Source organism: Mesorhizobium oxytropidicola, from assembly GCF_056174625.1.
This window is the reverse complement of the sequence record NZ_CM149692.1, coordinates 5,463,076-5,489,429: the sequence shown is the minus strand read 5'-3', so window position 1 is coordinate 5,489,429 and position 26,354 is coordinate 5,463,076. Positions and strand designations below refer to the sequence as shown.

Here is a 26,354-nt window from a genome sequence, read left to right as displayed (position 1 = left end):
TTTTGCGTTGAATACGCTTTGCCGACTTTATTCGCGCCGTGACTAAATTGCGGGCGCGTTTGTCTGCAATTCGGGCATTTCAGGCAATCGATTTTCAAACACGTTCGGATTCGGTCATTTTCCTTGACCTCACGAGAATTATCGCCTTCGATGCTGTTCGTGAATGGGAGGCGGCGCGTCGGTTACGATGTGGAATTCCGGGGAATGGGCTGGAATGGGAGCTGCGTTCACACGGGAAAAAGAATCAGGGTTTGCCTGAAAAACAGAGAAAAGGGTCTGTGGGTCATGAAACATATTGCTATCGGCATTCTTGGCGCCGCTACGCTCGGGCTTATGGCGTCGGCCGCGTCGGCGACGACGCTCGACACCGTCAAGGCGAAGGGCTTCATCCAGTGCGGTGTCTCGACCGGTCTCGCCGGCTTCTCAGCGCCGGACGACAAGGGCGACTGGCAAGGCATCGATGCGGATTTCTGCCGCGCTGTCGCGGCCGCCGTCTTCGGTGACGGCACCAAGGTCAAGTTCACGCCGCTCAGCGCCAAGGAGCGCTTCACCGCGCTGCAGTCCGGCGAGGTCGACATCCTGTCGCGCAACACCACCTGGACGATCAACCGCGACACCGCACTTGGCCTGAATTTCGTCGGCACGACCTACTATGACGGCCAGGGCTTCATGATCAACGCCAAGAAGCTGCCGGGCGTCAATTCGGCGCTCCAGCTCTCCGGTGCCGCCGTCTGCGTACAGAGCGGCACCACCACCGAGCTCAACCTCGCCGACTACTTCAAGGCGAACAAGATGGAGTACAATCCGGTCGTCTTCGAAAAGCTCGAAGAGGTCAACGCCGCCTATGACGCCGGCCGCTGCGACGTCTACACCACCGACCAGTCGGGCCTTTACGGTATCCGCCTGACGCTGGGTGCGCCGGCCGATCACGTCGTGCTGCCCGAGATCATTTCGAAAGAGCCGCTCGGTCCGGCCGTGCGCCAGGGTGACGACCAGTGGTACCACATCGTCAAGTGGACATATTTCGCGCTGCTCGACGCCGAGGAACTCGGCATCACCAAGGCCAATGTCGACGAGATGAAGAATTCCCCGAGCCCCGAGATCAAGCGGGTGCTCGGCCAGGAAGCGGACACCAAGATCGGCACCGATCTCGGCGTCTCCAACGACTGGGTCGTCAACATCGTCAAGGCCGTCGGCAACTATGGTGAAATGTTCGACCGCAATGTCGGCTCGGGCAGCCCGCTCAAGATCGCCCGCGGCATCAATGCACTGTGGACCAAGGGCGGCCTGCAATACGCTCCGCCGATCCGCTGACCGAAATGTGATCCGGAAGGCAGATATCTGCCTTCCGGTTTCTCTTTCCAGGGGACGGTCATATGGCATCGCAGGAAGTTATTCGCGAAGGGCCCAGCGGGGCTTCCTTCATCAATGATCCGAAAGTCCGCAGTCTCTTCTTCCAGACGCTGGTCGTCATCGTTCTGTTCGGCTCCGTCTGGTGGATTGTGCAGAATGTCATCGACAATCTGCAGCGCCTGCACATCGCCTCCGGCTTCGGTTTCCTCAGGGGACGCGCCGGATTCGACATCTCGGATACGCCGATCGCCTATACTTCGGACTCGACCTATGGCCGCGCCATCCTTGTCGGCCTGATCAACACCATCATCGTCGCCGTCGCCGGCATCATCACCGCCACCATCATCGGCTTCGTCATCGGCATCGGCCGCCTGTCGCAGAATTGGCTGATCCAGAAGATCTGCACGGTCTATGTCGAGGTCTTCCGCAACATCCCGCCGCTGCTGGTCATCTTCTTCTGGTATTCCGGCGTGCTCGCCGTGCTGCCGGCACCGCGTGACAGCTATCATCTGCCCTTTGGCTCCTTCCTCAACCAGCGCGGCTTCTACTTTCCCCGCCCGGTCTGGGGCGAGGGCTCCTGGCTGATCTTCGTCGCTCTGCTTGTCGGCATTGCCATGGCATGGTTCGTCGCCCGCACGGCGCGTCAGCGGCAGATGGCGACAGGTCAGCAATTTCCAGTGTTCTGGACCTCGGTAGCGCTGATCGTCGGCCTGCCCTTGCTCGCTTACGTGCTGAGCGGCTTTCCGCTGAGCTTTGATCTCCCGAAGCAATCGACCTTCAACCTGACCGGCGGCTTTCAGGTCAAGCCGGAGTTCCTGTCGCTCTATCTGGCGCTGTCCTGCTACACGGCGGCCTTCATCGCCGAAATCGTGCGCGCCGGCATCCGGGGTGTCAGCAAGGGCCAGACCGAGGCGGCCGCTGCTCTTGGGCTGCGATCCGGGTCGATCTTGCGGCTGGTTGTCGTGCCGCAGGCCATGCGCATCGTCATTCCGCCACTGACCAGCCAGTATCTCAACCTGACCAAGAACTCGTCGCTGGCGATCGCCATCGGCTATCCGGACCTGACGGCAACGGCGGGTACAGTGCTGAATCAGACGGGACAGGCGGTCGAAGGCGTGCTGATCATGATGATCGCCTATCTCATACTCAGCCTGGTGACCTCGGCCGTCATGAACGTGGTCAACGCCAAGATGGCGCTGGTGGAGAGGTAGAGCCATGCAGGAACACGATATGTCCTGGGTGCGCACCGAAATGGCCCTGGCGCAGCCCGCGCCGGCCAGCGTCCGCGGCCGATGGCCTGGGTGCGCAAGAACCTGGTCGGCACGGTCGGCGACACCATCATGACCATCCTTGGCATCGCCATCGTTGCCTGGGTGCTGCCGCAGGTCATCAGCTGGGCGTTCATCAACGCCCAGTGGACCGGGCCGGACCGCACCGTCTGTGCGACCGTCGCACAAGGCGGCATTCAGCCGGATGGCTGGAGCGGCGCCTGCTGGGCTTTCGTCAATGCCAAGTTCGGCCAGTTCATGTTCGGCACCTATCCGATCGAGGAACGCTGGCGGCCGATCCTGGTTGCCATCCTGTTCGTGGCGCTTTTGGTGCCGATGTTGATCCCGCGCGTGCCACGCAAGGGGCTGAACGCCATCCTGCTTTTCCTGGTGCTGCCGATCGTCTCGTTTTTCCTGCTGATCGGCGGTGCGTTCGGCTTGCCGCATGTCGAGACCTCGCGCTGGGGTGGCCTGCTGGTGACGCTGAGCCTGTCCTTTGTCGGCATTGCCGTGTCGCTGCCGCTGGGCACCGTGCTGGCGCTCGGCCGGCGCTCGAAAATGCCGATCGTCAAGACGCTGTGCGTGGTCTTCATCGAAACGGTGCGCGGCATCCCGCTGATCACCGTGCTGTTCTTCGTCAGTGTCATGCTGCCGCTGTTCCTGCCGGCGGGCGTCACCTTCGACAAGTTCCTGCGGGCGCTGATCGGCGTGTCGCTGTTTGCCGCCGCCTATATGGCTGAAGTCGTGCGCGGCGGCCTGCAGGCGATCCCCAAGGGCCAGTATGAAGGCGCCGATTCGCTCGGCCTCGGCTATTGGCAGAAAATGGGGTTGATCGTGCTGCCGCAGGCGCTGAAGCTGGTCATTCCCGGCATCGTCAACACCTTCATCGGCATGTTCAAGGACACCAGCCTGGTCCTCATCATCTCGATGTTCGACCTGCTTGGTGTCGTCAAGCAGAACTTCTCGGACGCCAACTGGGCGACACCGCAAACGGCCAGGTCCGGCCTGGTGTTCGCCGCCTTCGTCTTCTGGCTGTTCTGCTTCGGCATGTCGCGCTATTCAATGTACACTGAACGCCGGCTCGACACTGGCCACAAACGCTGATGCATGTCGCCCAAAAGTGAGTTGCGGTTTTGGGATAACGACATGCATCATAACCAAAGATAAAAGAACAAGGGGACCCTGTCATGGCCACCGAAAATGCCGTCAGCGCGGAAGAGATCAAGGTCAACGCCGCCAAGATGCACATCTCGACCACCGATGTCGCCATCGACATCATCGCCATGCACAAATGGTATGGCGAGTTCCATGTGCTGAAGGACATCAACCTGAAAGTGATGCGCGGTGAACGCATCGTCATTTGCGGCCCATCGGGCTCGGGCAAGTCGACCATGATCCGCTGCATCAACCGGCTGGAGGAACACCAGAAGGGCAAGATCATCGTCGACGGCAAGGAACTGACCAACGATCTGAAGAAGATCGACGAGGTGCGCCGCGAGGTCGGCATGGTGTTCCAGCACTTCAACCTGTTCCCGCATCTGACCATCCTGGAGAACTGTACACTGGCGCCGATCTGGGTGCGTAAGACGCCGAAGAAGCAGGCCGAGGAAATCGCCATGCATTTCCTCAAGCGGGTGAAAATCCCGGAGCAGGCCAACAAATATCCGGGCCAGCTGTCCGGCGGCCAGCAGCAGCGCGTGGCGATCGCCCGCTCGCTGTGCATGAACCCGCGCATCATGCTGTTCGACGAGCCGACCTCCGCACTCGACCCGGAGATGATCAAGGAGGTGCTGGAGACGATGGTGGGCTTGGCCGAAGAGGGCATGACCATGCTGTGCGTCACCCACGAAATGGGCTTTGCCCGCAAGGTCGCCAACCGGGTGATCTTCATGGATCAGGGCCAGATCGTCGAGCAGAACACGCCCGCAGAATTCTTCGACCATCCGCGCCACGAGCGCACCAAACTGTTCCTCAGCCAGATCCTGCACTGAGCGGTTCCACACCGAGCGCAAGAGCCCGGCCGCAATGCGGCCGGGCTTTTCTTATGGATCGGCCGATGCGATTGGCGGCAGAGCGGGGGGCGTCATCGATGAGAAAAGTGCTGCGGTTCCTGTCCACAGTGCTGGCCGCGATCGTGCTTGCAGCCGCCCTCGGCACGCTGGTGCCACGCCCGCTCTGGCCGGCGGCGTCGGCGGGCCAGGGCACGCGGCACATATTGGTGCTGAAGAACCCGATCCACACCGACATCGCCATCCCGGTGGACAATGCCGTGCGTCAGCGCTTTCATTTTCTGGTCGAAGCCGGCATCCCGGAAGACATCCCCGAGGTGCGCTACATCGTCTTTGGCTGGGGTGGCCGCGCCTTCTATCTGGAAACACCGACCTGGTCCGAGCTCAAAGCCGTTCCGGTGATGAAAGCGCTGACGCTCGACGCGTCGGTCATGCATGTCGATGTCGCCGGCGATATCGTCGAACCGCATCCCGATGTCGCCGGCTTCGACATTGGTGACGACCAGTTCGCGGCGCTGCTCGATTTCATCGAGGCCAGTTTTCAGCAGGGACCGAGTGGTCCGATCCATATCCAGAATGCCGCTTATTCCAAATTCGACGGCTTCTTCGAAGCCAACGGCCATTTCAACGCACTGGCCGGCTGCAACACCTGGACCGCCGCCGCGCTGCGTACCGCTGGCCTGCGGACCGGCTGGTGGAACCCACTGCCGGTGTCGCTGGGGTGGTCGTTGAGGCTGTATAATTAGTAGGTCGCGCAGATAACACCAACGCCTCGTTCCTTCGCGCCCCCCCCTCTGTCCTGCCGGACATCTCCCTCACGAGGGGGGGAGATCGGATGTGGCGTCGGCTTTCGCTAATCTCCAACGTTTGCAAGATGGACGCCGGGGCCAAAGCTGCCGATCTCCCCCCAAGTGGGGGAGATGCCCGGCAGGGCAGAGGGGGGCGCTGTCCCGCCAGCCTATCGGGCTTTGTTGTCTCGACGCTCTACCGCCGAACGACCTTTGGTTCCTCCCAGCCATAGAGCCAGTCGAGATCGGCCGCGAGCTTCTCCGCCGGCCGTGCCGCCAGCACCAGGTTGCGGGCCAGTGCCACTGGTCCCCAGGCGTGCCAGGCGAGGCGGTTGAGCGCGCCGCGCTTAAGCACCTTCTCCACACGCGGTCGCCTGAGATTTTCCCAAATGATGAGGCTTTGTCGCGGATCGGCGGGGAAGTCGGCGACCAGAGTGGCAAGCATCGCGGCGTCCTCGATCGCCATCGCCGCGCCCTGTGCCGCGAACGGCGTCATCGCATGTGCGGCATCGCCGATCAGCGCGATGCCTTGCGGGCTGGTCCACCGCCTTTGTTGGACGGTATGGATCGGAAAGGCCGTCCAGGGGCCGGCCAGGGCGACAAGCTTTCCCAGCGCCTGCGCGGTTCCACGCATGGCTCCGCTGAGGATGGCGGGGTCGGCAAGGCCCGACCAGCCTTCCGCGATGCGCTCGCCCTTGGTGAAGGCGGCGAGGTTGAAGGCGCTGCCTTTGCTGACGGGATAGGCGACCATGTGGAAGCCGGGGTGGAGGAAGGTGGTGACGCAGTCGACGGCGCCAATGGCGGCAAAGGCCTGTCCGGCGGGGCTGTCGGCCGCCACGGTTGCGCGCCATGCCAGTTCCCCGGAAAAACGGCTGGCCGCGAACACGGCTCCGCTTTCCGAACCGGCAAGCCCGCGCACCGATGACCACACGCCGTCGGCGCCGATCAGCAGCAAGCCATGCGCTTCGGCAGTCTCTTCCCCGATCTCCGCGCTTGCCGTGACGCCATGGGGGCCGGCGGAAGCTTTGCCGACACGCGCCCCGGTGGTGAGATGGATGTCAGGCATTTCGGCAGCACGCGCCATTAGGGCGTTCTGCAAATCGGCGCGGTGCGCGACGAGATAGGGAGCTCCCCAGCGGTTTTCACCCGATTGTCCGAGCGGCACCCGCGCCAGTTGACGCAGCGTCCTTGCTTCCTTCAGCACCACGGCTTCCGGCCGCACTGCCGCCGGCAGCAGCCGGTCGAGCACGCCGAGCTGGCGAAGAATGTGCGTCCCGTTGGGAGAAAGCTGGATGCCGGCGCCCGCCGCTTCGAGGCGCTGTGCCTGTTCGAAGACCTGCACAGGGTAGCCGCGTTCGGCGAAGGCAATGGCCGCGGTCAGCCCGGCGACGCCCGCCCCGGCGATGACGACTTGCCGGGAGCGCGTGTCGTCCATCAGCTCTGTCGCGAAAGAATCAGGCGGCCTGGTCGATGTAGAGGCAGCCGGCCGGCAGCGTTTCCGTCGCCTTCAGTTTCGGCGAGTACCGATAGAGCGTGGAGCAATAGGGGCAGACCTTTTCATTATCGTCGCCCATGTCGAGAAACACATGCGGATGGTCGAAAGGCGGATTGGCGCCCGTGCACATGAATTCCTTGACCCCGATGTCGATCGCCGGATGGCCCGCATCGTTCTGAAAATGGGGAATGGAACCGCCTGCCATCGTCGTCTCCCTAACGCAGTCTCTCATGCATCTGGATCATAACAGGTCTCTTTGCAAGATCGATGAAATGAAACTGTCGCAAAAGCCTGTCAGAGGATAAGTTGAGCCGGTTAAGTGTGTGACCGCGGACGCAAAGCGATTCCGCGACCGATCATGCGTCACAAAGGCATGTTAGAGCGTCCATCGCCATGTGGCGGCGCTGCAAAAGGAACGGTTACGGGCAGGAACCATGAATGAACTGAAGCCGGTGCAGAGCGAATTCGTCAACGTCGAGACGGCCAGTTCAGAGGGCGGTAACCCGGATCGCTTCGTCAACCGCGAGTTTTCCTGGCTGCAGTTCAATCGCCGCGTGCTCGAGGAATCGCTGAACACCCATCACCCGCTGCTGGAACGCGTCCGCTTCCTGTCTATCTCGGCAGCCAATCTCGACGAGTTCTTCATGGTGCGTGTCGCCGGCCTCGCCGGCCAGGTGCGCGAAGGCATCACGCTGAAAAGCCCTGACGGCCGCACGCCCGAACAGCAGCTCGAACAGCTGCTGCGCGAGGTCGAGCGGCTGCAGGAAGACCAGCAGAAGAGCCTTTCGGCGCTCACCGTGCTGCTCAACAAGGAAGGCATCGAGAGCATTGCGCGAGATGCACTGACCAAGGACGAGAAGGTCTGGCTGGAAGAGCATTTCCAGGACCAGGTGTTTCCGGTGCTCACTCCGCTGTCGATCGACCCGGCGCATCCGTTCCCGTTCATTCCCAATCTCGGCTTCTCGATGGCGCTGCAGCTGCGCCATCGCAAGAATGGCGAGGAGATGAGCGCGCTCTTGCGCCTGCCGGTGGCGCTGAAGCGCTTCATCCGCCTGCCGGATCGCAAGCACCATGTCCGCTTCATCCCGCTGGAAGAGGCGGTCGGCCTCTATATCGGCAAGCTGTTCCCCGGCTATGAGGTCAAGGGTTCCGGCACTTTCCGCATCATCCGCGACAGTGATATCGAGGTCGAGGAGGAGTCGGAAGATCTCGTGCGCCTGTTCGAGACGGCGCTGAAGCGCCGCCGCCGCGGTTCGGTGATCCGCATCGAGTTCGACAAGCTGATGCCTGGCGAATTGCGCGATTTCGTCGCCGGCGAGCTCGGTGTCTCGTCGAGCCGTATCAGCGTACTCACAGGCCCGCTGGCGCTCAGCCAGATCTCCGAAATCGTTGCCATTCCCCGCGAGGATCTGAAGTTCACGCCCTACAATCCGCGCTTTCCCGAGCGCATCCGCGAGCATGGAGGCGACTGTTTTGCCGCCATTCGCGAGAAGGACATCGTCGTCCACCACCCCTACGAATCCTTCGACGTCGTTGTGCAGTTCCTGCGCCAGGCGATGGCCGATCCCGAAGTGGTGGCGATCAAGCAGACGCTTTACCGGACCTCCAACGACAGCCCGATCGTGCGCGCGTTGGTCGACGCGGCCGAGGCAGGCAAGTCGGTGACCGCACTTGTCGAGCTCAAGGCCCGCTTCGACGAGGAGGCCAACATCCGCTGGGCGCGCGACCTCGAGCGTGCCGGCGTGCAGGTCGTGTTCGGTTTCCTCGAGCTCAAGACCCACGCCAAGATGTCGCTGGTGGTGCGGCGCGAGGACGGCAAGCTGCGCAACTACGTGCATCTCGGCACCGGCAACTATCACCCGGTCACCGCGCGCATCTATACCGACCTGTCCTTCTTCACCACCGATCCGACAATCGCGCGCGACGTCGCCCAGCTGTTCAACTTCATCACCGGCTATGCCGAGCCGACCGATGAAATGCGGATCGCGATCTCGCCATTCACGCTGAGAAGCCGCATCCTCAAGCACATTTCCGACGAAGTCGCCCATGCGTTGGAAGGAAAGCCGGCGCGCATTTGGATGAAGATGAACGCGCTTGTCGACCCGATCATCATCGACGCGCTTTACGATGCCAGCCGCGTTGGGGTCGAGATCGACCTCGTCGTGCGCGGTATCTGCTGCCTGCGGCCGCAGGTGCCGGGCCTGTCGGAAAACATCCGGGTCAAGTCGATCGTCGGCCGCTTCCTCGAACACAGCCGCATCTATTGCTTCGGCAACGGCCATGGCCTGCCTTCCGACGAGGCGATCGTCTACATCTCCTCGGCCGACCTGATGCCGCGCAATCTCGACCGTCGTGTCGAGACCATGGTGCCGATCACCAATCCAACTGTGCATGAACAGATTTTGGGCCAGATCATGCTGGGCAACATCATGGACAATCAGCAAAGTTTCGACGTATTGGCTGATGGAACCTCCCGGCGCGTCGTGCTGGAAGAGGGCGAGGAACCGTTCAACGCGCAGGAATATTTCATGACCAATCCGAGCCTGTCCGGACGGGTGACGCGCTGAAGTCGCATGCGCCCAAGCGCATTGCGCAGTTCAAGCGCCGCAAGAAGAACGCCGCAGCGTCCACCTGATGCTGTCTGATTCCCAGGGCCGGCTGCAGGACCGCCGACCGCTGTCCATCATCGACATCGGGTCGAATTCGATCCGCCTCGTTGTCTATGAGGGGCTGGCGCGCTCGCCGACCATGCTGTTCAACGAAAAGATGCTGGCTGGTCTTGGCCGCGGCATCGTTTCGACCGGAAAGCTCGACCCCGAAGCGGTGACCCGCTCGATGGAAGAGTTCCGCCGCTTTCGCGCGCTGTCCGACCAGGCTGGCTCCGAGCATATGTATGTTTTGGCCACCGCCGCCGCGCGCGAGGCCATCAACGGTCCCGATTTCATCCACCGCGCCGAGGACGTGCTCAAGACCGAAATCCGCGTCATCAGCGGGCGGCAGGAGGCCTATTATTCGGCGCTCGGTGTCATTTCCGGCTTCCATCCAGCCAATGGCATCGCCGGCGATCTGGGCGGCGGCAGTCTCGAACTGGTCGACGTCAGCGGCGAAGCCATTGGCGACGGCATAACGCTGCCGCTGGGTGGCCTGCGCCTGCAGGATATGGCGAAGAACTCGCTCACCCAGGCGCAGAAGATCGCGCGTGACGAACTGGCGCGGGCCAAGCTGTTGAAGGGCGGGCAGGGCAGGGCCTTCTATGCCGTCGGCGGCACCTGGCGAAACCTCGCCCGGCTGCACATGGAGATGAACAACTACCCGCTCGGTGTCATGCACCATTACGAGATGTCGGCCGACAGTGCGACGAACTTTCTCAAGCAGGTGGCCAAAGCCGAGATCGAGAAGGTCAAGGGTATTGAGGGCGTTTCGAAGAACCGCCGCTCGCTGCTGCCCTACGGTGCTGTCGTGCTGCAGGAGATCATGGCGGCGATGCAGCCGTCGAAGATCATCGTCTCGGCACTCGGCGTGCGCGAAGGCTTCCTTTATTCGCTGCTCGACGAAGCCGAGCAGAAAGCCGATCCATTGATCTCGGCATCCGAGGAACTCGCCCGTTTGCGCTCGCGCTCGGTCACCCATGCACATGAGCTGGTTGACTGGACGGCCAAATCCTTTGCCGCCTTCGGCATCGACGAGACCGAGGACGAGGCGCGCTACCGCCACGCCGCCGCATTGCTGGCCGACATAGGCTGGCGCGCGCATCCCGAATATCGCGGCAGGCAGTCGCTCAACATCATTGCGCACGCATCCTTCTTCGGTGTCGACCATCCCGGCCGTGCCTTTTTGGCGCTGGCGAATGCCTATCGTCATGACGGCATCTTCAACGAGTCCATCGCGCCGGAAATCAAGGCGCTGGCGACGCCGCGCTACCTCGAGCGGGCCCGCGTGCTGGCGGCGATGATGCGCGTCGTCTATCTGCTGACGGCCTCGATGCCCGGCATCATGCCCAGGTTGAAATGGGAGCAGCGCGCCAATGGCGTGCTGGCGCTGGTACTGCCGGCGTCGCTCTCCGACCTCTACGGTGAGCGGCCGGCCGGCCGGCTGGCGCAGCTGGCACGCATAACCAACCGGCGCCTGGTGCTGGCCGTAGAGGGTGGACCGAGCGTTTCGGTGAAGTAGGCGCGGCCGCGATATTAGACCAACTCAATTGCGCCACTTGTCAGCGGCTTCGCGATTGACGAGCGGCTTCCCCCCATCCGTCGCTGCTTCGCAGCGCCACCTTTCCCCCTCCGGAGGGAAAGGAAGGGAGCGTTGCTGGACGAGCGTTGAGGGGAAAAAGCTTGGCGCCTTTCCTCTACCCCGTCGATCGGGGGAGAGGTGGCTCGGCGAAGCCGAGACGGAGTGGGGGTCGACCAGCTCGGGCGCGTTAAGCAAAGATATCAAACCGCGCCGCGCCCATCGGCCGACCAGGCGCCCGCACCGGCCATCGCCAGCGCCAGGAAGCCGCCTGATATCGCAATGTCCTTCATCAGCATCTGCTGGTGCAGGAAGGCGAGCGTCGCGTCGTCGGCCCCCTGGCCGTGATGGCCGATGAAACCGGCCACGACGCAGAAGGCCGCCAGAAGCAGCGCCACGATCCGGGTCTGGAAGCCGATGAGGATCAGAAACCCGGCGATCAGTTCGAACAGGCCCGTGCCCCAGGCGGCGAGCGCCGGCAGCGGCAGGCCGAGGCCGGCGAAATAACTGGTCGTACCGGCAATGTTGGCGAGCGCCTGGAAGCCCGACGGTACGAACAGCACGGCAAACAGCAGTCGCGAAACCAGAAGCAATGCGTTGCGGGTCATGGCCACCTCCCTTGCCGGCGCCCGGTTGGGCTCAAGCCGGCCACCGCACAGTCTACGCCTGCGCGGCGGCGGCCGAAACCGGCGCGCCCGCTATTCCAGACAACGAAAAAGCGGCGCGGAAAATTCCGCGCCGCTTCTGTCAAGCTTTGGGAGGCGGGCTTGGGAGGGAGATTCAGCCGCGCTTGGCGTCAATCGAATAGGCGCCGGCGCCCGACGAGGCGAGCAGCAGGAAGCCGCCGGTGATGGCGAGGTTCTTGAGAAACTGGATCATCTGCATCTGGTCGGCCCAGCCGGTGTGGGCGACAAGCCCGGTGGCGATGGTGAAGACCGCGAGCACCCAGGCGGCGATCCTGGTCTGGAAACCGACGAGGATGGCGAGGCCGCCGAGCAGTTCGATCAGGCCGACAACCACGGCCGTCACGGTCGGAAGGGGCAGGCCGAGGCCGCCGAAATAGGCAGCGGTGCCGGAAATGGCGGTGAGCTTGCCGAAACCGGAAAGCAGGAAAATGACCGCGAGCAGGATGCGGCCGAGGAGGATGGTGACAGAGCTGTTGGACGCGGTGCCGGCGCCGGCGGTGGAAGTGTTGATGGACATGGTGGCTCTCCGAATGGGTTGAATGACCCAGAGATAGACGATGCCGACTGTTCACCAAAGTCACCTATCCGGCGACACATTGTTCACAGTAGATGCATTTCCATGATCGGGCAAGAAGCGCGAAATTCGTGTCGGCTGATGCGGTGGCGGGAGTAAATTCTCCCGCTTAAAAACACCTTAGCCCGGATGCGTCATGTCCTCCGGCCGCACCAGCCGGTCGTAGTCGGCCTCGCTGACCAGTCCAGTGGCCAGCGCCTCCTCGCGAAGAGTCGTGCCCTTCTTGTGCGCCGTCTTGGCGATCTTGGCGGCATTGTCATAGCCGATGCTGGGCGCCAGCGCCGTCACCAGCATCAGCGAACGGTCGAGGGCCGCCTTGATGTTGTCTTCGCGGGCCTCGATGCCGACGACGCAATTGTCGGTGAAGGAGACCGAAGCGTCGGCGAGCAGCTGCACCGACTGCAGGAAATTGTAGGCCATCAGCGGGTTGTAGACGTTGAGTTCGAAATGACCCTGGCTGCCGGCGAAGGTCAGTGCCGCATTGTTGCCGAACACCTGCACGCAGACCTGCGTCATCGCTTCGCACTGTGTCGGGTTGACCTTGCCCGGCATGATCGACGAGCCGGGTTCGTTTTCCGGCAGCGACAATTCGCCGAGGCCCGAGCGCGGGCCCGAACCGAGGAAGCGGATGTCGTTGGCGACCTTGAACAGTGCGGCGGCCGCCGCGTTGATGGCGCCGTGCGAGAACACCATGGAATCGTGTGCCGCCAGCGCCTCGAACTTGTTCGGCGCGGTGACGAAGGCGATGCCGGTGATGGCGGCGATGCGATCGGCCACTTTTTCAGCAAAGCCGACGGGCGCGTTAAGGCCGGTGCCGACGGCGGTGCCGCCCTGCGCCAATTCCTGCAGGCCGGGCAGCGTCAGTTCGATGCGCTTGATCGACGAGGCGACCTGCGCCGCATAGCCCGAGAATTCCTGGCCGAGCGTCAGCGGCGTGGCATCCTGCGTGTGGGTGCGGCCGATCTTGATGATGTGGTTGAAGGCCTTGGCCTTGGCGTCCAGCGCCTTGTGCAGGTGCTTCAGCGCCGGCAGCAAATCATGCACGATGCGCTCGGCGCAGGCGATGTGCATGGCCGTCGGATAGGTGTCGTTCGACGACTGGCTCATGTTGACGTGGTCGTTGGGATGCACCGGCTTCTTCGACCCCATGACGCCGCCCAGCATCTCGATCGCCCGGTTGGAGATCACCTCATTGGCGTTCATGTTGGACTGCGTGCCGGAGCCGGTCTGCCAGACCACCAGCGGGAAATGATCATTGAGCTTGCCGTCGATGACCTCTTGCGCGGCCGCGATGATCGCCTTGCCGATCGCGGGATCGAGCCGCTTCAGCTCCATATTGGCTTCCGCCGCCGCCCGCTTGACGATGCCCAGCGCGCGCACGATCGAAGCCGGCTGCTTTTCCCAGCCGATCTTGAAATTGCCCAGGGAACGCTGCGCCTGCGCACCCCAATAGCGGTCGGCGGCAACCTCGATGGGGCCGAACGTATCGGTTTCGGTTCTGGTCTTTGGCGTGCTCACGGCAAGTCTCCGGTCTGTCGATTTGGGCAAGGGCGTATCGCGTTGCACAAATGGCTTCAAGCAGAGATTGCGGACGGTGAGGATGCAAATCGGTTGAAGGAACGCACCTCGCTCCCGCGGCGCAACCGCGTGCGCGGGAAGGAGATGTTGCCGAAGGGGAGAGTTGGCTTGCTTCTTGTCAGGCTAAGGGTGGGCCAACAATGTCGATGCCATTGCTTGCGCAGAGCTGCACCAGTGCCGCGATGATCTCCGGCGTTGGCTCCATCTGCGAGGGCAGTTCCGGCCGTTCTGCCGGACGGCTCGCCCGACGCAGCATCGTCTCGAAATCGGAGCCGCGCGTGACGGTGAGGCTGCGCGCGCCTTCGGGCGACTCGACCCGGTAGGTGTGCGGCAGGCCTTTCGGCGCGATGACGGTCTCGCCGACGCCCGCGATGCACTCGTGGCCGTCGATGGTGAAGCGCATGACCCCTCCCAGGATATGAAACACCTCGTCCTCGTGCCGATGCACATGCAGCGGTGGAGAGTCGCCATATGGCATGCGATGTTCGACGACGCAGATGCCGTCCTCTCCCGCCGCCGACGAGACGTGGATCGCGACGAGCGTGTTGTTGAACCAGAAGAGTTCCTTGCCTGTGATTGTCCCGGAGGTCATTGTCATGGCTCTCTGTTCCTTTTGGGTCGCTTTTTGCCGACGGGGGCGGCGCCGACAACGACCTAACCAGGGACATGCCGGCGATGGAAATCCAATGATCGTATGGGGCGAATTGATGCGATGAATTTGAATGGCCTCGATCTCAATCTCGTCAGGGTGCTCGACGCGCTGCTGCGGGAAAGAAGCGTGACGCGCGCTGGTGAGCAGATCGGCCTCAGCCAGCCGGCCATCAGCGCGGCGCTCAATCGCTTGCGCCACGCTCTCAACGACCAGCTGTTCGTGCGGCACGGCAACGACATGGTGCCGACGCCGCGCGCGGAGAGCCTGGCGGAGCCGGTGCGCCTGGCACTGCGCGAGATCGAACGCGCCTTCCATTCGGCGCAGTCGTTCGATCCGGCGGAGCTCGAGCGAACCTTCACGCTCATGGGTGCGGATTTCTTTTCCATGCTGCTGATGCCGACGCTGGCGGCGCGCGTCGCGGCTATCGCGCCGCGTGTGTCGTTGAGGTTTCTCGATAGCGCGCGCGGCGATGTTTCGCGGCTGCTCCAGGATGATGAAATCGATGCGGCACTGGAACGTCCGCTGGAGGTCTTGGACTGGGTCTCCAGCGTGCCGCTGTTCCATTCGCCATTCGCAATCATTGCGGCGCGGGACAACGCTGCGATCAGACAGGCGGGGATTGCAGATGGCGAGCTGCTGCCGCTTGAGCTTTTCTGCGAACTGCCCCACGTTCTTCGCTCGATCGACGGCTCGATGTCGGGCTCCACCGACGAGGCGCTCGGCAAGATCGGACGAAAGCGTCGTGTCAGCTTGGCACTGCCGCACTTTCAGGCCGTCGCGTCGGCCGTGGCAAACGGAAACTACCTTTCCGCGGTTCCCAGGCAGTTCGCGGTTTGGGCGGCCAAGACCCTGCCGCTCGCCATGTTTGAACCGCCACTTCCCATTGCTGTTCCTGAAATCAGGATGTACTGGCACGCACGCCACGACGACGAGCCACCTCATCGCTGGATTCGCAATCAGATCCTGGAAGTTGTCGACGCTCTTGGATTTGTGGAAAGCGCCGCCGGTCAAATTGTCGCGCCGTAGCGGCCAGGCAATTCACCCGCCGTATAACGGCCTTCGATCGCAAAAAATGCCGCCGCTGGTCGAGGTGTAGCTTCCCGCTGCATGTGCGCGGAACTCTTTTCCTTGACCTAAAGGCCGCGGCGGCCAAATCCCGTTGGACCTGTGGGACGCCTCGTTTGCGATGTCGGAGGTGCGGAATCCATCCTGCCGGCTTGCTGTTCCAGCCTGGTGGATCGCGATTGCTGCTGAACAGAGCGTTCGGCCGTCATACGTGAAATGTGGGCGTTGAGATCGCTCCTCGAGTCCTCCGCGCCGGATGGCGGGCCATAGTCGTTGTTGCCGTCCGAGCCGGAGAAAAAGCCGCACTCGACGAGCACCCACAGCCCGCCGATATAGGGGAGGAACAACAGCAGGGACCATCGGCCTGATTTGTCCAGATCATGGTACCGCTTGATCGTTGCGGCGAAATTGACCCAGACCGAAAGCGCGGCGCCGATGAGCAGCACCAGATTGGCACTTAGCCCGTCCGAAGGAAACGCTCTGAGCCTATGCCCTGCCGATGCACCTCCGACATGGACGAGGGCGGCGACGGTCACCACCAACAGGGCCAGCACTACGAACTGGGCCAACCACCATTGCCCACGCCCAATGCGCCCGGAAAATCCAAACAAAAGATTCATCTAAATCCCCATCCGTAGTAAGGGCAATATTCATTGACTATGTAAAAAGTTACTAAAGATATTCTGGTGGAGTAGTGAGTACGGCGAACCGATTAGTTGGATGGTTAATTGATATGAAATGGTATATATATAAATAGAGCTTGGTATTTATTTCTGCCGACGGGGCTGCGCTCGGCAGCGGGGAAACAGCTGTTTGGTTGATGGCCGGATTTTACCCGGTCCGGGCAACAACGCGCCGCACCTGTCTGGTCTCACGCAAGGCAACAGCCAGCGCTCATCCCGCAGTATATCCACCGTCGATCGCAAAGATACCGCCGCTCGTCCACGCGGCCTCGTCGCTGGCGAGATAAACCGCCATCCCGGCGAGGTCGTCGGGGCGGCCGATGCGCCCCAGCGGATAGCTGCGTTCGACATAGGCTTTCAGCTCCGCCTGTGCTTCGGCTGGCAAATTGTCGACGGTCTTGCGCCGCATGGCGGTGTCGACCGTGCCGGGTGCGATGGCGTTGACGCGGATGCCGCGCGGGCCGAGCTCGAAAGCGAGCGATTTGGTCAGCGAGTTCAATGCGCCTTTGGACAGGGAGTAGAGGCTGGATGGCCGCTTCGGGATCATCTTGTTGGCGAAATAGGAGGAGATGTTGATGACGGATGCACCGGCACCGAAATGCGGCAGCACCCCCTGGGTGAGGAAGAACGCCGCCGTCACATTCAGCGCGAACGAGTGCTGGAACTGCGCCTCACTGACGGTCTCGAATGGCACGAGGTAGGCGACACCGGCATTGTTGACGAGAACGTCGAGCGGCCGGCCGGTCTCTTCACGTGCCCGACAACTGCTGCGATGCCGAGGCTGGTGGCAAGATCGCCCGATACCGTCTCCACGGCGCCAGCCGGACCGTGAGCCGTCAGCTTCCGGCGCGCGGCTTCGAGCTTGCCGGCGTCGCGGCCGACGATCAGGACATCGGCGCCCTCGCGCAGGAATGCCTCGGCGATCGCCAGGCCGATGCCGTCCGAGCCGCCGGTCACCAGCGTGCGCTTGTCCTGAAGTCTCATCGGGCGCTCCGAAATCGTCTTGGCCAATGCCAGAGCACCGCATGGCCAACGCCCGGGTCAAGTCGCCGGCCTATCCCACGGTATGAACTTCGCCTGGGGCCGACGCTGGGATCGTCTGTCCCTTGCATCCGCCGCGCCAACAGGATAGCCGCGTTGATCGAAACTGGTCGCGGCGAGACGTCTTTTAAAATGGCACCACTCAACACCGGTCTGAAGGTGCTTCCGATGGATGTCGACGTCGTCGAGGTCGGCAGGCGCTTTCTGCCCGGCCTCAACCGCGGCGAGATATACTGCCGTTTTCGAAGGCGGGAGGCTCAAGGTGCGCTCCCGTGCCGCCTGGCTTGAAAGGCACGTGCAGGTGCTGACCTTGATAGCCGAGGCGTTGGCTTCCCTGGGCGTCCGCAGCTTGCCGCCCTTCTATATGCTTCTCGGCGATACGCCGTCGCGCCGAAGGCATCGCTATTTTCGCACGCGTTTCGCCTTCTCTCAGGCCGATGGCTATGGCGAGGTGGCGGCGCCCGATTTCGTTTTCGATGGCTGGCCGGACGCGAAGTTCGACGATTATGACCAGAAGACGCTGGCGATGGCAGCCGCATCAGAAGAGCCGCCGCGCGACAACAGGTTGTTCTGGGCGGGCCGCTGCATGAACTGTGCCCGCAAGAGGATCGTCGATGTTGCGGCGGCCCGCCCGGATCTCATCGAGGCGTATGACACCGGAGGCGAATTACGATGTCGCCACCAATCGGTATTCCACCAAATTCAGGACGATGGAAGACCAGGTCGCCACTTACAGATACATGATCGATGTCGAAGGGGCGGGTTACAGCGGCCGCTTCAAGATGCTGCTTCACACCAAACGCGTCGTGCTGCTGCAGGATCGGCCGTGGCGCGAATGGTTCTTCGACGATATCGAACCGTTTCGCCACTACGTCCCGGTGGCGCGCGACATGTCTGATCTCGCCGAACGCATCGAATGGCTGCGCGCCAATCCGAAGCTGGAAATCGAAATAGCCGCTGAGGCACGGTATTTTGCGCAGACCCGCCTGACCCGCGCGGCCGCGGTGGCAGCATGGGCGAAGCTTCTGGGGGATCACATCGCCGCCGGTGGCAATTTGAAATCCGGTCTTGAGCTGCGCAAGCGCGCGAGCGGTTGGCCTGCCTGATAGCCCGCGCCTGCTAGGTGGTATGAAATTCGGGCTGGCTTACGCGCCAGCGGTCGCAGGCTGGCGCATGGCCAGTCGGGCTGCGACAAAATCCTTGACCTGGCGGATCGCCTGTTCGCGCGAGACACTGCCCGGCTCCAGGCCGAGCCGCAGCCAAAGCCCGTCGATCAGCGCGGTGACGCCAAGCGCGATATCGTCGGCGTCACCCGGCGAGGCAAGGCCGTGCAGGCCGGACAACAGGTTCGAGCGCATGCGCGCGTGCAGCACCTTCTGGATGCGCGCCAGCTTCTCGTCGCGCGGCACCTCGGCGCAGAGCGAAAGCCAGGCATGGCAAAGAGGCGGCAGGAACAGATGCTCCTCGAAATTGCCATCGATCACCGCGTCGAGCCGCTCCATCGGCGTGCGTGCCTGGCGAAGCCGGGCGACCACCGCGTCGCGCAGCACGGCGTTGGCCTCGCGCATCGCATGTTCGAACAATTCCTGCTTGTTGCGGAAATAGTGCAGCACGATGCCCTTGGAGGCGCCGGCATGCGCGGCCACCTTTTCCAGGGTCGCACCGGCAATACCCTCGCGCTCCAGCACCGCGAAGGCGGCCTGCCGCAACTCCTTGCGGCGTATGTCACTGAGACGCTTGAGTTTCACGGCTTTGATCCAGGCATTGCGAATCCACGTTGACATTTTCGTCCGCCTAGATCAAGAATTGACCAGTGGGACAATAAAAAGACCAATTGGTCAATTTAGCGATGATGAGGAGAATCGAAATGGTCCGCATGCTTGCTAATGGCGTCTGTCTTGCAGCCCTGATGCTGGGCGCTCATGCGGCCCAAGCGGCCGAGGCCGAGCAGTGCAGGGCGGTGCGAATGGCCGAGCCGGGCTGGAACGATCTCGCCTTCACCACCGGCGTCGCAAATGTCTTGCTCGGTGCGCTCGGCTACCAGCCGCAAAGCTCGGTGCTGGGCATCAACGTCATCTACGAAGGCATGAAGAACAACGACCTGGACCTGTTCCTCGGCTATTGGGATCCGGCCATGGTCACCTATTACGAGCCCTACAAGAAGGATGGCTCGGTCGAGAATGTGCGCGTCAATCTCGAAGGCGCCAAATACACCTTCGCCGTGCCGACCTATGTCTGGGATGCCGGCGTCAAGGATTTTGCCGACCTGCACAAATTCGCCGACAGGTTCGGCAAGAAAATGTACGGGATCGAGCCCGGTTCGAACCAGCTGATGATGGACGCTATCGCCGACCCGTCGCTCGGTCTCGACGGCTGGCAAGTGGTTGAGTCGAGTGAAGCCGGCATGCTTTCCGAAGTCGGCTACGAGATCACGGAGAAGCAGTTCATCGTCTTCCAGGGCTGGGCCCCGCATCCAATGAACACCATGTACGACTTCAAGTACCTGACCGGCGGCGACAAGTTCTTCGGCCCGAATTTCGGCGCCGCGACGGTGACGACGCAGGTGCGCAAGGGCTATCTGCAGCAATGTCCGAATGTCGCGCAATTCCTCAAAAATCTCGCCTTCGACATCGATTTCGAGAATGTCGGCATGGGCTATCTCATCAATGACGGCATGAAGCCGGAGGACGGGGCGCTGAAGGCGATCACGCTGAACAAGAACCGCCTCGATGGCTGGCTCGCCGGCGTCACCACCTTCGACGGCAAGCCCGGCCTTGCCGCGGTCAAGGAGAAGCTCGGCCTGTGACGTCGGTCGCGCTGGAAGCGGCCCCGGATGCCTGGGCGGAGCAGGACGCCTGGGCCGGCCGCAAACAATCCATCAATTCCGGCGGCCTCGAGATCGCCTATGTCGAGATTTCGGGCGCCGAGCCGGCGCTGGTTCTGGTGCATGGCTTCACCGACACCAGCCGCAGTTTTTCGCTTCTGGCGCCGCATCTGGCCGGCCGCCGGCTGATCATGCCCGACCTGCGCGGCCACGGCGCGTCACAAGCGGGCAGGGGTTTCGGCATTGCCGACTTTGCCGACGATATTGCCGGCCTGACCCAGCATCTGCGGCTCGACCGGCCTGTCGTCGTCGGCCATTCGCTGGGCTCTATGGTCGCCATCGCCCTGGCTGCGCGGCATAACGAGCTTATCGGCGGACTGGTGGTCCTGGCCGGCACGTTGAAACCCGATTTCGCGCACGATCACCCGCTTGTCGCGGGTGTCCAGGCTCTGCGCGACCCGATATTACCGGCCGACCCGTTCTATGACTGGTGGCATGCCTGCCGGCCCGGCGTACCCCAGCCGTTTCTCGCCGGCCTGGCGAAGGACGCCTCGGCAATGCCCGCGGCGCGCTGGCGGGCCATTCTGGAAGAGATTTGCCGGGCTGACCTGATCAATGTCGCGCAAGCCGTGCGGACCCAAACGCTGATCATTGCCGGCGCGTGCGACCCGCTGTTCGGCGAGGCGCATCAGCAGGCGCTGTTGCGTTGCCTGGCGGGGGCAAGCCTCGTGCGTGCCGAAACGTGTGGCCACAACCCGCATTGGGAGGACCCGGCTTTTGTCGCGCGGGCGATCATCGAGGCATTCGAAATCTAACGCCCGACCAGGGATCGCGACGTGGGTGACAGTCGCAAAGTCTCCGTTGGTTTGGTCAGATCAGGCTGAGCGGCCTGCCAATAGGCCTGCCATGCCGGCGCGGCGGCGAGGGCGACTTCGTGGCGGGCATGCGTCTCGGTGCTGTCGAACCGGGTGACGGAAAGGAAGACGTTTTCGCTGGCCCTTACTGGCAGGCGCGGAAAACTGTTTTCGGCATGCTCCGTGATAAAGGCAGCGAGGAGATGGACGCCGGGCGCCTTCATCATAGGTGCCGCCTCGGCCGCGAAGCGACTGGCGAAGCCGGTCTCCGCTCCGGGCCTGAGATGATGAATCTGGATGACAACAATGCCAACCAGCGGCTTGTTTGGAATTGGCTTTTCGCCAGTGGCCACGGCGACGCGCTGCGTGCCCGAGAGGTCGAAGCCGGCACCCGGCCATGCCGGCTTCAGCAGCAGCACATCGTCGGAATCGATCATCGTCGCATTGGCGGCATCGCGATGCGCCACCCAGACCGGGCCGTCATAGAAAGCGGCCAGCGCCTCCCTGCGCGTGTCCATGCTGTCAAAGCCGCGCAGCCAGACGAACATGTCCGGGCGGTCGAGGTCGCGGAATTGGCCGATGATGGTCATCCCAGCTTCTTCCTGGCCTTCGATCAACTTACCGTCGAAGACGTCGATGAGTGTGTCGCGCTTGCCGGTCTTCAGCGTGTACTGCCGCAATTCGACGACAGGTGAGGCGAGCGCTGCAGCCTGCGGCGCGACGTTCAGGGGCAGGTTCATCAACTGGTCTCCAAAAACAGGGTGATCATCCTGTTTATAAACAAACCGGTTGTCCTGTTTTGTCAACTTGCTATTGTCGTGCAATGTCAGCAGAGATAACCATTCGATCAGGCCCAAGGCCACGAAACCGTATCAACGACCCCGAGGGCATGCGCCGAAAAGTCCTCGATGTCGCCGAGGTCGCGTTTCAGACACGCGGCTATCACGCGACCAGCTTCGGCGACCTGATGGCGGCGGCAGGCGTCAGTGGCGGCGCGCTGCATCATCATTTCCCGACCAAGAAGGCGCTGGCGCTGGCGGTAATCGAAGAGCGCGTGGCGGCGGCAGTCGAGGAGACATGGATCGCGCCGGTAAAGACGGCGGCTTCGGCGCGAGAGGGGGTGCGGGCCGTGTTCGAGGCCGTGGCGGCGGAACTGGAGCAGCAGGGTTTCGTGCGCGGCTGCCCGCTCAACAATCTGGCGCATGAATTGTCGCTCGCCGATCCCGATTTCCGAACTGCCCTGGCCGGCATATTTGGAGCATGGCGCCAGGCGATCGCCGACAAGATCACGGCCGACCAACAGGCGGGCAGGGAGCAAGGCACCGAGCCCCGGCATTTTGCGGCACTTGCCGTCGCCACCTATTCCGGCGCCATGTCGATGGCCAAGACAGCGCAGGACGCGACCGTGCTGCGCGACTGTCTCGCGGCTCTCGGCGAAGCCTGAGCCGCAGCCGCGCTACGCGCGCTTGGCTATGGCGTTTGACGGCGGGCCAACGGACCCGCGCTCGAAGATCGATGTTGGCAAAATGAGCCTTTCCGCCGGGCGCGGATCTCCCTTCAAGCGCCTGATAAGTAATTCCGCGACACTCTTGCCAAGCGCGTAGACGGGCTGGTCGATGACGGTAATGGGTGGGGTTGTCACGCTCGTCCAGTCCGCATCATGGAAGGTGATCAGCGAAATATCCTCGGGAACCCGCAAGCCGCGCTCGCGGATCACCCTGAATATCTCCAGTGCTATGACGCTGTCGGAGGCAAGGATCGCCGTCGGCCGGTCCGGCCCGGACAGCATCGCGTCGGCAACCCTGCGCGTTTCGATGGGGCTTGTTGCACCAAGGCGGACATAACGTTCTGGCCGATCAATTCCTGCATCCCGGCAGACGGTGAGGAAACCGTCGATGCGCTCGCGGACCGACGAGGTGTAGATTTGCCCGAGATCGCGGTACTCATGCCCTTCGGCGTCGACAGCGGTCACATAGGCGATGTTGCGGTGTCCGGCGTCGACAAGAATGCGGGTCGCCCGCATGGCGATGCCGCGATCGTCGACGGTGACGGTATCGACGTCCAGATCGGGCAGCGCCCTGTCAAGCAGGGCAAGCGGCCGGCCTGAACGATGGATGTCGCGCAGGTGTGAGATGTCACGCGATTCCGCCGGCGTGACGATCAGCCCGTCGACGCGCTTGCCGATCAACAGCCGCACGGCTGCCTTTTCAACCTCGATCCTTTCGCCGGAGTTGGCCAGAATGACGTTGAACCCGGCTGCCCTTGCCGCGTCGCTGATGCCGCGCACCGCGAGGCTGAAGAACGGGTTCTCGATGTCGCCGACAACCACTCCGATGATGCCGGACCGGCCGGTCGTCATGCTGCGAGCCAGCTCGTTCGGACGGTAGTCCAGTGCCTTGGCTGCGGCCATGACGTCCGCACGGATCATATCGCTGACGACGCCGTATCCGCCGAGCACGCGCGCGGCTGTCGCTTTCGATACGTTTGCCGCGCGGGCGACATCGCTGACCGTTATCGACGGGGTCTTGGGCGCGGTTCTTTTCATCGGATGAACGACTACAAGAGTTGTTGACGGAAGGTCAATCTGGCGATAACGATTATCAAAGAGACCGGTCTCAATCAATAAGAGACCGGTCTCTTTTAGAAAATTGCGAGTCGAGAAGCATGGCGAAACGGCTCGCGCATGCCGCGGTCGCGATGGCGGGCGATGTCAGGTGCGAGGGTGCGGGCTCGACGTAATACCAACAAGAACAGACCTTCAAGTGGAGAGAAGACATGAGCAGGACAGGAATTCTCAAGTCGTTGATGTCACCGGTCCGGACCGGCGCAATGGTCCTTATGGCCGCGTGCATTGGCGCCGGGTTGGTTTCGGGAGCAGCCGCCGCGGATGACAATCCCTATGGTCTTATCGATGCGAAAGTCATCAGCGTTGGTACGATGGGCGATGCCAAACCCTACGCTTTCACCCAGGCGGATGGCACGTTCACCGGCTTCGACATCGAATTGTTCCGCAACGTCGCGAGCCGCCTTGGATTCAAGCCGGACCAGGTGATCTTCACCGGCCAGGAATTCTCGGCGCTGATGCCTTCGGTTGCGAACGAACGCTTCGACGTCGCGGTCGCGGCAATCGGCACGACGGAAGCGCGCAAGAAGACCGTCGACTTTTCCGACGGGTATCTTGCCGGCTATCTCTCCGTGCTTACCGCCGACAAGGCGATCACGTCGGCGGACGGGCTCAAGGGCAAGCGCCTCGGCGTCGTGCAGGGGACGCTCCAGGAAATCTACGCGGCGAAGAACTTTGTCGGAACCGATCTCGTCAAATTCCCCGACAACAACTCCGCCGTTTCGGCGCTCAACAACGGAACCGTCGACGCGCATTTCCTCGATTACGAGGCCGCCAAGGACTATGGCGTTCGCTATCCGAACCTGAAGATCGCGGTCAATATTCCTTCCTTTGACGCGCCGGCCGGCTTCGTGCTGCGCAAGGGCAACGACAAGTTCCGTGGTGCCTTGAACACCGCCCTTCACGCGGCCATGCAGGACGGCACCTGGAAGACGCTCTACGAGAAGTGGTTCCCCGGTTCGCCAATGCCCGACCAGTATCTCCCCAAGAAGTGACCGCGCCCGGCCGCCGGCCTTTGTGCTGGCGGCCGGACCTTACTCTGCCGTCCTTGATGGCGGACGATGCGGACAGCGCAACCGAAAGGCGGGCGAATGGACTGGCTTGAAAACCTGCGGCGCAGTTTCCTCGACTGGCAGGCCATGGCGGACGTGCTGCCGAGCATGATCACCATCGGATTGAAGAACACCTTGATCCTCGCGGCCGCGTCCACGGTACTGGGTGTCATACTCGGCATGATCCTGGCGGTCATGGGCATCTCGCAATCGCGCTGGCTGCGCATTCCCGCCCGGGTCTACACCGATATTTTCCGTGGCCTTCCGGCGATCGTCACGATTCTGCTGATCGGCCAGGGCTTTGCCCGCATCGGCCGTGAAATCTTCGGGCCGTCACCCTATCCGCTCGGCATTCTCGCCCTCAGCCTGATCGCCGGCGCCTACATCGGCGAAATCTTCCGCTCGGGCATCCAGAGCGTCGAGCGCGGGCAGATGGAGGCCTGCAGGGCGCTCAGCATGAGCTACGGCCAGGGCATGCGCCTGATCGTGATACCGCAAGGCATCCGCCGCGTCTTGCCGGCCCTGGTCAACCAGTTCATCGGCAACGTCAAGGATTCGAGCCTTGTCTACTTCCTCGGTCTGCTCGCGTCGGAGCGCGAGATTTTCCGTGTCGGCCAGGACCAGGCGGTGGTCACTGGAAACCTCTCGCCATTGCTTCTGGCCGGCGTGTTCTATCTCGTTATCACCGTGCCGTTGACCCATGTGGTCAACTACATCGACAACTCGCTGCGGGTCGGAAAGCAAAAAGCCGGCCTCGTCACCAGCGGTCTCGCCGAAGTGAGCGAACTGGAGAGCGCCACCGGCAGCCCACTCTCCGAGGCCAGCCCTGAAGGCAGTTCGGCGCTACCCCGGTTCAAGGGCGGCAGCCTCGCCATCACCGATCTCGACATGGCCTACGGCGATCTCGATGTTCTCAAAAGCGTCGGCCTGGCGGTCAAGCCGGGCACGGTCACCTGTGTCATCGGCCCGTCAGGCTCGGGCAAGTCGACCCTGTTGCGCTGTCTCAACCGCCTGGTCGAACCCAAGGGCGGTGACGTGCTGCTCGATGGCGCGAGCATCCTGGCGATGAAGCCGGAAAAACTGCGCCGGCGGGTCGGCATGGTGTTCCAGCAGTTCAACCTGTTTCCCGACCACACAGCCCTGGAAAACGTCATGCTGTCGCTGACCAAGGTAAAAGGCCTCTCGACACAGGAAGCAGAGCGCATCGCCGACGCACGCCTTGCCGATGTCGGGCTGGCTGCCCGCAAGAACCATCGTCCCGGTAGCCTATCCGGTGGCCAGCAGCAGCGTGTGGCAATCGCTCGTGCACTGGCGATGGACCCTGAGGTTATCCTGTTCGACGAAGTGACGAGCGCTCTCGATCCCGAACTGGTGAAGGGTGTGCTCAACCTCATGGCGGATCTCGGCCGGCGCGGCATGACAATGGTCGTGGTGACTCATGAAATGGGCTTTGCCCGCAAGGTCGCCGATCAGGTCGTCTTCATGGATGAAGGCCGCGTCATCGAGGTCGGCACGCCTGCCGCGATCTTCGATACGCCGAAAAGCACGCGTCTGAAGCACTTCCTTGCCGAAGTGCTTTGAT

22 protein-coding genes and 3 pseudogenes are annotated in these 26,354 nt (G+C 62.5%); 14 read left to right on the top strand and 11 right to left on the bottom strand.

Going from position 1 to position 26,354, the window contains the following annotated elements:
* The first annotated feature begins 285 nt into the window (after positions 1-285).
* The 5 genes and pseudogenes from AC0V8S_RS27615 (at position 286) to AC0V8S_RS27595 (ending at position 5,376) form a co-directional block, all read left to right on the top strand.
* Entirely contained in the window at positions 286-1,314 is a 1,029-nt protein-coding gene (locus tag AC0V8S_RS27615) for an amino acid ABC transporter substrate-binding protein (protein WP_095202432.1), read from the top strand.
* 62 nt (positions 1,315-1,376) lie between these two features.
* Positions 1,377-2,564, top strand: a complete 1,188-nt coding sequence (locus AC0V8S_RS27610; protein ID WP_475434580.1) for an amino acid ABC transporter permease — start codon at positions 1,377-1,379, stop codon at positions 2,562-2,564.
* 4 nt (positions 2,565-2,568) lie between these two features.
* Positions 2,569-3,725 (top strand): annotated as a pseudogene (locus AC0V8S_RS27605) (amino acid ABC transporter permease).
* Positions 3,726-3,862: 137 nt separating this feature from the next.
* Positions 3,863-4,612 carry an amino acid ABC transporter ATP-binding protein gene (locus AC0V8S_RS27600; RefSeq protein WP_031240865.1) on the top strand — a complete coding sequence of 250 codons (750 nt, stop codon included), beginning with the start codon at positions 3,863-3,865 and terminating at the stop codon, positions 4,610-4,612.
* A gap of 98 nt (positions 4,613-4,710) precedes the next feature.
* Positions 4,711-5,376: a TIGR02117 family protein gene (locus tag AC0V8S_RS27595; protein WP_475434578.1), complete on the top strand. Its 666-nt coding sequence runs from the start codon at positions 4,711-4,713 to the stop codon at positions 5,374-5,376.
* A 238-nt stretch (positions 5,377-5,614) separates the two neighbouring features.
* Here the strand turns inward: AC0V8S_RS27595 and AC0V8S_RS27590 are convergent, their stop codons facing one another.
* A complete protein-coding gene (locus AC0V8S_RS27590; RefSeq protein WP_475434577.1) occupies positions 5,615-6,853 on the bottom strand; it encodes an FAD-dependent monooxygenase in 1,239 nt (412 codons plus the stop codon).
* A 19-nt stretch (positions 6,854-6,872) separates the two neighbouring features.
* Positions 6,873-7,118, bottom strand: a complete 246-nt coding sequence (locus AC0V8S_RS27585) for a zinc-finger domain-containing protein (protein ID WP_015318409.1) — start codon at positions 7,116-7,118, stop codon at positions 6,873-6,875.
* A 229-nt stretch (positions 7,119-7,347) separates the two neighbouring features.
* On the opposite strand from AC0V8S_RS27585, the pseudogene AC0V8S_RS27580 reads away from it, so the two are divergent.
* Together AC0V8S_RS27580 and ppx are read left to right on the top strand one after the other, a co-directional pair.
* Positions 7,348-9,548 (top strand): annotated as a pseudogene (locus AC0V8S_RS27580) (RNA degradosome polyphosphate kinase).
* Complete coding sequence (gene ppx, locus AC0V8S_RS27575; protein ID WP_183458074.1) at positions 9,548-11,083, top strand: exopolyphosphatase; 1,536 nt, start codon at positions 9,548-9,550, stop codon at positions 11,081-11,083. Before AC0V8S_RS27580 ends, ppx begins: the two are co-directional and overlap by 1 nt.
* A 260-nt stretch (positions 11,084-11,343) precedes the next feature.
* On the opposite strand, the gene AC0V8S_RS27570 is transcribed toward ppx, so the two are convergent.
* The 4 genes from AC0V8S_RS27570 to AC0V8S_RS27555 all read right to left on the bottom strand — a co-directional run bounded on the left by AC0V8S_RS27570 (position 11,344) and on the right by AC0V8S_RS27555 (position 14,576).
* Entirely contained in the window at positions 11,344-11,748 is a 405-nt protein-coding gene (locus tag AC0V8S_RS27570; protein ID WP_183458076.1) for a DoxX family protein, read from the bottom strand.
* 172 nt (positions 11,749-11,920) lie between these two features.
* On the bottom strand, positions 11,921-12,343 hold the full coding sequence (locus AC0V8S_RS27565) for a DoxX family protein (protein WP_183458078.1): 423 nt from the start codon (positions 12,341-12,343) through the stop codon (positions 11,921-11,923).
* Between the two features lie 177 nt (positions 12,344-12,520).
* The gene (gene fumC, locus AC0V8S_RS27560) at positions 12,521-13,918 is read right to left on the bottom strand and encodes a class II fumarate hydratase (protein WP_475434574.1); all 1,398 of its coding nucleotides are present in this window, start codon (positions 13,916-13,918) and stop codon (positions 12,521-12,523) included.
* A gap of 178 nt (positions 13,919-14,096) precedes the next feature.
* Positions 14,097-14,576: a cupin domain-containing protein gene (locus AC0V8S_RS27555; protein WP_095202421.1), complete on the bottom strand. Its 480-nt coding sequence runs from the start codon at positions 14,574-14,576 to the stop codon at positions 14,097-14,099.
* Positions 14,577-14,690: 114 nt separating this feature from the next.
* On the opposite strand from AC0V8S_RS27555, the gene AC0V8S_RS27550 reads away from it, so the two are divergent.
* A complete protein-coding gene (locus AC0V8S_RS27550) occupies positions 14,691-15,656 on the top strand; it encodes a LysR family transcriptional regulator (RefSeq protein WP_475434572.1) in 966 nt (321 codons plus the stop codon).
* 107 nt (positions 15,657-15,763) lie between these two features.
* Here the strand turns inward: AC0V8S_RS27550 and AC0V8S_RS27545 are convergent, their stop codons facing one another.
* Together AC0V8S_RS27545 and AC0V8S_RS27540 are read right to left on the bottom strand one after the other, a co-directional pair.
* Positions 15,764-16,264 (bottom strand): DUF805 domain-containing protein, encoded by a 501-nt coding sequence (locus AC0V8S_RS27545; RefSeq protein ID WP_475434570.1) that lies wholly within the window; start codon positions 16,262-16,264, stop codon positions 15,764-15,766.
* A gap of 325 nt (positions 16,265-16,589) precedes the next feature.
* Positions 16,590-17,362, bottom strand: a pseudogene (locus AC0V8S_RS27540) (SDR family NAD(P)-dependent oxidoreductase).
* A 797-nt stretch (positions 17,363-18,159) separates the two neighbouring features.
* On the opposite strand from AC0V8S_RS27540, the gene AC0V8S_RS27535 reads away from it, so the two are divergent.
* A complete protein-coding gene (locus AC0V8S_RS27535; RefSeq protein WP_475434568.1) occupies positions 18,160-18,525 on the top strand; it encodes a glycosyl transferase family 90 in 366 nt (121 codons plus the stop codon).
* A gap of 39 nt (positions 18,526-18,564) precedes the next feature.
* Here the strand turns inward: AC0V8S_RS27535 and betI are convergent, their stop codons facing one another.
* Entirely contained in the window at positions 18,565-19,203 is a 639-nt protein-coding gene (gene betI, locus AC0V8S_RS27530; protein ID WP_475434567.1) for a choline-binding transcriptional repressor BetI, read from the bottom strand.
* An 83-nt stretch (positions 19,204-19,286) separates the two neighbouring features.
* On the opposite strand from betI, the gene choX reads away from it, so the two are divergent.
* Entirely contained in the window at positions 19,287-20,225 is a 939-nt protein-coding gene (gene choX / locus AC0V8S_RS27525) for a choline ABC transporter substrate-binding protein (RefSeq protein ID WP_475434565.1), read from the top strand.
* A complete protein-coding gene (locus tag AC0V8S_RS27520; protein WP_183458090.1) occupies positions 20,222-21,058 on the top strand; it encodes an alpha/beta fold hydrolase in 837 nt (278 codons plus the stop codon). The genes choX and AC0V8S_RS27520 overlap by 4 nt, the downstream gene beginning before the upstream one ends.
* On the opposite strand, the gene AC0V8S_RS27515 is transcribed toward AC0V8S_RS27520, so the two are convergent.
* On the bottom strand, positions 21,055-21,837 hold the full coding sequence (locus AC0V8S_RS27515; protein ID WP_475434563.1) for an NIPSNAP family protein: 783 nt from the start codon (positions 21,835-21,837) through the stop codon (positions 21,055-21,057). The two genes, AC0V8S_RS27520 and AC0V8S_RS27515, sit on opposite strands and share 4 nt — an antisense overlap.
* Before the next feature lie 149 nt (positions 21,838-21,986).
* On the opposite strand from AC0V8S_RS27515, the gene AC0V8S_RS27510 reads away from it, so the two are divergent.
* The gene (locus tag AC0V8S_RS27510) at positions 21,987-22,541 is read left to right on the top strand and encodes a TetR/AcrR family transcriptional regulator (protein WP_183458092.1); all 555 of its coding nucleotides are present in this window, start codon (positions 21,987-21,989) and stop codon (positions 22,539-22,541) included.
* Positions 22,542-22,553: 12 nt separating this feature from the next.
* Here the strand turns inward: AC0V8S_RS27510 and AC0V8S_RS27505 are convergent, their stop codons facing one another.
* The gene (locus AC0V8S_RS27505; RefSeq protein WP_183458094.1) at positions 22,554-23,642 is read right to left on the bottom strand and encodes a LacI family DNA-binding transcriptional regulator; all 1,089 of its coding nucleotides are present in this window, start codon (positions 23,640-23,642) and stop codon (positions 22,554-22,556) included.
* 230 nt (positions 23,643-23,872) lie between these two features.
* On the opposite strand from AC0V8S_RS27505, the gene AC0V8S_RS27500 reads away from it, so the two are divergent.
* Positions 23,873-24,715, top strand: coding sequence for an ABC transporter substrate-binding protein (locus tag AC0V8S_RS27500; RefSeq protein WP_475434561.1), 843 nt, complete (start codon positions 23,873-23,875; stop codon positions 24,713-24,715).
* A 96-nt stretch (positions 24,716-24,811) separates the two neighbouring features.
* Positions 24,812-26,353 (top strand): amino acid ABC transporter permease/ATP-binding protein, encoded by a 1,542-nt coding sequence (locus AC0V8S_RS27495; protein WP_475434560.1) that lies wholly within the window; start codon positions 24,812-24,814, stop codon positions 26,351-26,353.
* The last annotated feature ends 1 nt before the right edge of the window (position 26,354 follow it).

Coding starts and splice junctions, on each gene's coding strand:
- AC0V8S_RS27615 (WP_095202432.1), top strand. CDS start 286: ATGAAACATATTGCTATCGGCATTCTTGGCGCCGCTACGCTCGGGCTT.
- AC0V8S_RS27610 (WP_475434580.1), top strand. CDS start 1,377: ATGGCATCGCAGGAAGTTATTCGCGAAGGGCCCAGCGGGGCTTCCTTC.
- AC0V8S_RS27600 (WP_031240865.1), top strand. CDS start 3,863: ATGCACATCTCGACCACCGATGTCGCCATCGACATCATCGCCATGCAC.
- AC0V8S_RS27595 (WP_475434578.1), top strand. CDS start 4,711: ATGAGAAAAGTGCTGCGGTTCCTGTCCACAGTGCTGGCCGCGATCGTG.
- AC0V8S_RS27590 (WP_475434577.1), bottom strand. CDS start 6,853: ATGGACGACACGCGCTCCCGGCAAGTCGTCATCGCCGGGGCGGGCGTC.
- AC0V8S_RS27585 (WP_015318409.1), bottom strand. CDS start 7,118: ATGGCAGGCGGTTCCATTCCCCATTTTCAGAACGATGCGGGCCATCCG.
- ppx (WP_183458074.1), top strand. CDS start 9,548: ATGCTGTCTGATTCCCAGGGCCGGCTGCAGGACCGCCGACCGCTGTCC.
- AC0V8S_RS27570 (WP_183458076.1), bottom strand. CDS start 11,748: ATGACCCGCAACGCATTGCTTCTGGTTTCGCGACTGCTGTTTGCCGTG.
- AC0V8S_RS27565 (WP_183458078.1), bottom strand. CDS start 12,343: ATGTCCATCAACACTTCCACCGCCGGCGCCGGCACCGCGTCCAACAGC.
- AC0V8S_RS27555 (WP_095202421.1), bottom strand. CDS start 14,576: ATGACAATGACCTCCGGGACAATCACAGGCAAGGAACTCTTCTGGTTC.
- AC0V8S_RS27550 (WP_475434572.1), top strand. CDS start 14,691: ATGAATTTGAATGGCCTCGATCTCAATCTCGTCAGGGTGCTCGACGCG.
- AC0V8S_RS27535 (WP_475434568.1), top strand. CDS start 18,160: ATGATCGATGTCGAAGGGGCGGGTTACAGCGGCCGCTTCAAGATGCTG.
- betI (WP_475434567.1), bottom strand. CDS start 19,203: ATGTCAACGTGGATTCGCAATGCCTGGATCAAAGCCGTGAAACTCAAG.
- choX (WP_475434565.1), top strand. CDS start 19,287: ATGGTCCGCATGCTTGCTAATGGCGTCTGTCTTGCAGCCCTGATGCTG.
- AC0V8S_RS27515 (WP_475434563.1), bottom strand. CDS start 21,837: ATGAACCTGCCCCTGAACGTCGCGCCGCAGGCTGCAGCGCTCGCCTCA.
- AC0V8S_RS27510 (WP_183458092.1), top strand. CDS start 21,987: ATGCGCCGAAAAGTCCTCGATGTCGCCGAGGTCGCGTTTCAGACACGC.
- AC0V8S_RS27505 (WP_183458094.1), bottom strand. CDS start 23,642: ATGAAAAGAACCGCGCCCAAGACCCCGTCGATAACGGTCAGCGATGTC.
- AC0V8S_RS27500 (WP_475434561.1), top strand. CDS start 23,873: ATGAGCAGGACAGGAATTCTCAAGTCGTTGATGTCACCGGTCCGGACC.
- AC0V8S_RS27495 (WP_475434560.1), top strand. CDS start 24,812: ATGGACTGGCTTGAAAACCTGCGGCGCAGTTTCCTCGACTGGCAGGCC.